General features: G+C 73.2%; 4 protein-coding genes. All 4 read right to left on the bottom strand.

Going from position 1 to position 6032, the window contains the following annotated elements; all coding sequences use genetic code 11:
* Nucleotides 1-18: 18 nt before the first annotated feature.
* The 4 genes from DMH08_RS24960 to thrC all read right to left on the bottom strand — a co-directional run bounded on the left by DMH08_RS24960 (nt 19) and on the right by thrC (nt 6031).
* Nucleotides 19-1353, bottom strand: coding sequence for a sensor histidine kinase (locus DMH08_RS24960; RefSeq protein WP_125618101.1), 1335 nt, complete (start codon nt 1351-1353; stop codon nt 19-21).
* A gap of 167 nt (nt 1354-1520) precedes the next feature.
* Nucleotides 1521-3569, bottom strand: a complete 2049-nt coding sequence (gene rho, locus DMH08_RS24955; protein WP_125618099.1) for a transcription termination factor Rho — start codon at nt 3567-3569, stop codon at nt 1521-1523.
* A gap of 455 nt (nt 3570-4024) precedes the next feature.
* On the bottom strand, nt 4025-4963 hold the full coding sequence (gene thrB / locus DMH08_RS24950) for a homoserine kinase (RefSeq protein WP_125618097.1): 939 nt from the start codon (nt 4961-4963) through the stop codon (nt 4025-4027).
* The gene (thrC, locus tag DMH08_RS24945; RefSeq protein WP_125618095.1) at nt 4964-6031 is read right to left on the bottom strand and encodes a threonine synthase; all 1068 of its coding nucleotides are present in this window, start codon (nt 6029-6031) and stop codon (nt 4964-4966) included.
* Between the last annotated feature and the right edge of the window lies 1 nt (nt 6032).

Here is a 6032-nt window from a genome sequence, read left to right as displayed (position 1 = left end):
GGGTGTCGGTGGGGGCGGTTACCAGGTGCAGGGGAGGTCGGCGCGGATGATCGTGGGGCCGCCGGGCGGGCTGTCGACGATCAGCATGCCGTCGATGGTGGCGGCTCGGTCGGCGAGGCCGGCGAGGCCGCCGTCGGGGGCGGCGACGGCGCCGCCGACGCCGTTGTCGATGACCTCGACGACGACCCAGGCGTCCTCGCGCGCCACCCGGACGGACGCGCGCGTGGCGCGGGCGTACTTCGCGATGTTCGCGAGGGACTCGGCGACGATGAAGTAGGCGATGCTCTCGACCGCGGCCGGGGGACGCTCCGGGAGGTCGACGTCGACCTCGACGGGGACGGGGGCACGGGCGGCGAGACCCGACAGGGCGGGGTCGAGGCCGCGGTCGGTGAGGATGGCGGGGTAGATGCCGCGGGCCAGGTCGCGCAGTTCGGAGATGGCCTCCTTGGTGCCCGTGTGGGCCTGCTCGATCAGGGCGCGGGCGCCCTCGGGGTCGTCCTCGAGCTTGGCGCGGGCGCGGCCGATGTCCATCGCGACGGCCAGCAGGCGCTGCTGGGCGCCGTCGTGCAGGTCGCGTTCGATGCGGCGGCGCTCGGCCTCGGCGGCGTCCACGCCGCGGGCGCGGCTGGCCTGGAGGCGGTCGGCGCGGGCCTGCTGCCGGCGGGCCTCCGTCTGGGACGCGTTCGGGCCGAGGAGGAACACCGCGTACAGGGCGTGCCCGATGCCCATCGCCCGCGTCACGTACATGGCCAGGACGAGCAGGGCGCAGCCGGCGGCGAAGGCGGGCAGCGCTTCGAAGAGGTTCTGCGGGAAGTAGACGAGGTCGCCGATCTGGATGCGCATGTCCTCGCCGAGGAGGACGACCACCGGCGCGGCGAGGAGCACCCCGGTCGCCGTCCAGAGCATCACCGAGACGGTGAACTCGATGAGCGTGACGGGGAAGAGGAGCGCGAAGTACGCGAAGTCCTTCCAGGTGGCGGGGTCGCCCGCCATGGACTTCAGCTTCCGGAACAGGTTGCCCTCGGGCATCGGCCGGTACGGGCTCGGGATCGTGACGCCGTAGGCGCCCTTCATCAGCGCCCGCTCGAAGACCGCGCCGGCGCGCCACAGGAGGAGGAGCAGGGCCGCCAGCGGCGCCCCGACCCAGATGATCAGGAGGCCCGCGGACAGCGCGACGCCGGTCACCAGCACCATGAACCAGGCGACGCCGAACGCGAGGCCGACGAGCTGGTAGGCCGCGGCCCGCCACGTGATGGACGAACGCGCCATGTCCAGCGGCCGCCAGGACGCGCGCACCACCGACCGTCCCGGCCTTGCGGCGCCGCCGCCCGGCACCGTGCTCAACCCGCCCATGTCACCCCTCCGCGGTTCGCTCTCCGTACGGTTCAAGAGTGCTCGACGGGGGGTGGGGCCGCCATGACGTCCACCTGTAGTTCGGTGGTGGGGAAAACCCCACCATGGGGGCCCGGACACGCGTCGCCCCCGCCCGGACGAGCCGGACGGGGGCGACGTGCGACGCGTCAGCGGTCGTCGGACACCGTGGTCTTCTGCACCTGCAGGAGGAACTCGGCGTTCGACTTGGTCTCCTTCATCTTCTCGATGAGGAGTTCCAGCGCCTGCTGGGTGTCGAGCGCGTGCAGCACCCGGCGGAGCTGCCAGACCACCCGCAGCTCCTCGGGGGCCATGAGGATCTCCTCCTTGCGGGTGCTGGACTGGTCGACGTCCACCGCGGGGAAGATCCGCTTGTCCGCGAGCTGCCGGTTGAGCTTGAGCTCCATGTTGCCGGTGCCCTTGAACTCCTCGAAGATGACCTCGTCCATCCGCGACCCGGTCTCGACCAGGGCGGTGGCGAGGATCGTCAGGGAGCCGCCGTTCTCGATGTTGCGCGCGGCGCCGAAGAAGCGCTTCGGCGGGTACAGCGCGGTCGAGTCGACACCACCGGACAGGATCCGCCCGGAGGCCGGGGCCGCCAGGTTGTAGGCGCGGCCGAGGCGGGTGATCGAGTCGAGCAGGACGACGACGTCGTGGCCGAGCTCGACGAGCCGCTTGGCGCGCTCGATGGCCAGTTCGGCGACCGTGGTGTGGTCCTCGGCGGGACGGTCGAAGGTCGAGTGGATGACCTCGCCCTTCACCGTCCGCTGCATGTCGGTGACCTCTTCCGGACGCTCGTCCACCAGGACGACCATCAGGTGGCACTCCGGGTTGTTCTTGGTGATCGCGTTGGCGATCGCCTGGAGCACCATCGTCTTGCCGGCCTTCGGCGGCGACACGATCAGGCCGCGCTGCCCCTTGCCGATCGGCGACACGAGGTCGATGATCCGGGTCGTCAGGACGCCCGGGTCGGACTCGAGGCGCAGCCGCTCCTGCGGGTACAGCGGGGTCAGCTTGGAGAAGTCGACGCGGCCCTTCGACTGCTCCGGCTCCATGCCGTTGACGGTGTCGAGCCGGACGAGCGCGTTGAACTTCTCGCGCCGCTCGCCCTCGCGGGCCTGCCGGACGGCGCCGGTGATGACGTCGCCCTTGCGCAGCCCGTTCTTGCGGACCTGCGACAGCGAGACGTACACGTCGTTCGGCCCCGGCAGGTAGCCGGTCGTCCGGACGAACGCGTAGTTGTCCAGGATGTCGAGGATGCCCGCGACCGGGATGAGGACGTCGTCCTCGCTGATCACCGGCTCCTCGTAGCGCTCGCGGCCGCGGCCGCGGTTGCGCTCGCGGAACCGGCGCCCGCGCCGGCCGCGGCCGCCGCCGTCGTCGTCGTCGTGCCGGCCGCCGCCCTGGCCGTCGCGCCCGCCGTCGCGGTCGCGGCCGCCGTCGCGGTCGCGGCCCTCGCCGCGCTGCCGGCCGCCCTGGCCGTCGCGGTCGCGGCCGCGCTGCCGCTGGCGGCCGCCGCCCTCGCGGTTCTCACCGCGGTCGCGCTGGCCGTCGCGGCCCTCGCCGCGCTCGCGTCCGCCCTGGGTGTCGTCGTCGCCGTCGCGGCTCTGCCGCTCGTCACGGCCCTGCCGCTCGGCGCGGTCGGACCTGCCGTCGGACGCCGCGCGCCCGTTCTGCCGGCCGCCGCGCTCCCCCTTGTCGCCGCGCTCGGGCTTGTCGGCGGCCTTCTGCGGCTGCTCGGCCTTCTCCGCCTTGTCGCCCTTGTCGGCGGCCTTCTGCGGCTGCTCGGCCTGGTCGGCGGCCTTGTCGCCGCGGTCGGCGGGCTTGTCGGCGGGCGCCTGCTCGGGCGCCGCCGTGGCCGTGGCCGCGTCGTCGGACGCGTCGCGCTTGGCGGCGGTGCGGGTGCGCCGGGGACGCTCGGTCTTGGCCGGGGCAGCGGCTCCCTGCTCGCTCCCCGCCGAGCCCTGCTCCTGGGCCCCGCCCTGCTTCTCCTGGATGGCGGCGATGAGCTGGCTCTTGCGCATCCCGGTCGTGCCGGTGATGCCGAGCTCGGACGCGATCTGCCGCAGCTCAGGAAGCACCTTGGCCGACAGGCCGGTGCCCTGCCGGCGGCGCCGGGGGGTGGCGGCGGGCTCCGCGCCGGCCTCGACGGCGGTCGTGCCGGATGCGTCCGTCAGGAGTTCGCTGGATTCGCTCACTAAGGGTCCTTCCCAGGGAGCGGGTGTTGGCCGGCGTTCGGCCAGTCAACCCGGTAGTGCGGCCCGGCGGGGGCGCCGAGTCGGGCTCCGCTGCTCACGATGGGGTCGCGAGCCGCGATGTCTGGGCACAGCCAGATGATGGTCGGGACGGTTCGCTCGTGCGTGTCCCGGGTCCCGCCACGTCCGAAGTTTCGCTGGAATGCCTGACATCGGGATGTCACGGTCTCGGGAAGCCTAGTACGCGGGACCGACACGGCCGAAGGGCCGATCTGGCGACGCGCGGCTGACGAGCACGCTGCCCCGAACGGGGCATCTGGTGCGGCATTCAGCCTAACATCACCAGGGCGCACTGCTATTCCCCAGAGGTCGATGTCTTCGCATTTTACCTCGGTGGATCTCGCCGGATCCGGTACCGGCGGGAGCGGTGTGCGGGCGCGCTCCAGCGGTGCCGGGGGTCAGGGCCGGACGGGCGGTTCACCGGCCACGACGCGTGCGCCGCGGACCGCGACCTGCAACGGGTGTTCGTGCCACCCATTACCCACTTCAAGCCCCATCGAATCAACTTGTGATGCAGTTGTGAAGGCCAGGACAGTAGGACCTGCCCCGGAAATCACGGCGGGGACGCCCGCGTTGCGCAACCGCGCCACGAGCGCCGCGGATTCCGGCATCGCGGGGGCCCGGTAATCCTGGTGCAGCCGGTCCTCCGTGGCGTCCAGGAGTGCGCCGTGGAGGCCCGCGGTGAGCGCGGCGACGAGCAGCGCGGACCGTCCGGCGTTCGCGGCCGCGTCCGCGTGCGGGACGGTCTCGGGCAGCAGCCCGCGCGCGCGCTCGGTGGCCAGACGCTGCTCCGGGACGAACGCCACGGCCTGGTCGATCCGAGGGTCGAGCCGCACGAGGCGCGGACCGTCCGGTGTCGTCCACGCGACGGTCAGCCCGCCCGCGAGGCACGGCGCGACGTTGTCGGGGTGCCCCTCGATCTCGGTCGCGAGCCGAAGCACTTCGTCGTCGTCCAGCACGGAACCGTCCGGGTGCAGCGCGCGCGCGGCGACCAGCCCGGCGATGATGGCGGCCGACGACGACCCGAGCCCCCGGCTGTGCGGGATCCGGTTGCGGCACCGCAGCCGGAAGCCCTTCGGCTGGCCCGGACCGGACGCGCCCAGTTCGGCGATCCGGTCGAACCCGGCCCGCAGCGTCGAGACGATCAGGTGCCGCTCGCCCCGGTCGGCGACCTCGGCGCCCTCGCCGTCCACCTCGATGGCCGTCGCGTCGTCGGTCGGCGCGACCTCGACGTCGTCGTGCAGCGTCAGCGCCAGGCCCAGCGAGTCGAAGCCCGGCCCCAGGTTCGCGCTGGTCGCGGGCGTCCGCACCGTCACCGGCGCCTGCGGCCGCCCCATCTAGGTCAGGCCCAGCGCGGAGGCGGCGGCGTGCGCGTCGACCTTCACGGTCGTCGGGGCGGGCGCCCCGGAGATCGCCCAGTCGGGGTCCTTGAGGCCGTTTCCGGTCACCGTGCAGACGACCTTCGCGCCGCGCTCGACGCCGCCCCGCTCGCTCGCCTGCAGCAGTCCCGCGACGCTCGCCGCGGACGCCGGCTCGACGAACACGCCCTCCTCGCGGGCCAGCAGCCGGTACGCGGCGAGGATCTGCCGGTCGGTGACCGAGTCGATCGCGCCGCCCGACTCGTCCCGCGCGTTGACCGCGAGGTCCCACGACGCCGGGTTGCCGATGCGGATCGCGGTCGCGATCGTCTGCGGCTTCAGCACCGGCTCGCCCTTGACGAACGGCGCCGCGCCGCTCGCCTGGAAGCCCAGCATCCGCGGCCGCCGCGACGCCTCCCCGCCTTCCGCGTACTCCTTGTAGCCCATCCAGTAGGCCGAGATGTTGCCGGCGTTGCCGACCGGGAGGCAGTGGACGTCCGGGGCGTCGCCGAGCGCGTCGACGATCTCGAACGCGGCCGTCTTCTGCCCCTGCAGCCGGTACTTGTTCACGCTGTTGACCAGCGCGACCGGGTAGTCCACCGCGAGCTTCTGCGCCAGCTCGAGGCAGTCGTCGAAGTTGCCGTCGACCTGCAGCAGCCGCGCGCCGTGCACCAGCGCCTGCGCCAGCTTGCCCATCGCGATCTTGCCCTGCGGCACCAGCACCGCGCAGGTCATCCCGGCCCGCACCGCGTACGCCGCCGCCGACGCCGAGGTGTTGCCGGTGGACGCGCAGATCACCGCCTTCGCGCCCTCCTCGGCCGCCTTGCTGATCGCGACCGTCATGCCGCGGTCCTTGAACGAGCCGGTCGGGTTCGCGCCCTCGACCTTCAGGTACACCTCGCAGCCGGTCAGCTGGGACAGCCGGTGGGCCGGGACGAGCGGCGTGCCGCCCTCCAGCAGCGTGACGACGGGGGTCTTCTCCGTCACCGGGAGCCGGTCACGGTACTCCTCGATGAGGCCGCGCCACGCGCGGGCGTTGGGGTTCACG

The organism is Actinomadura sp. WAC 06369, assembly GCF_003947565.1.
Classification (GTDB): Bacteria; Actinomycetota; Actinomycetes; order Streptosporangiales; family Streptosporangiaceae; genus Spirillospora; species Spirillospora rifamycini.
Note: the sequence above shows the minus strand (reverse complement) of the source record. Positions and strands in the feature narration are given on the sequence as shown.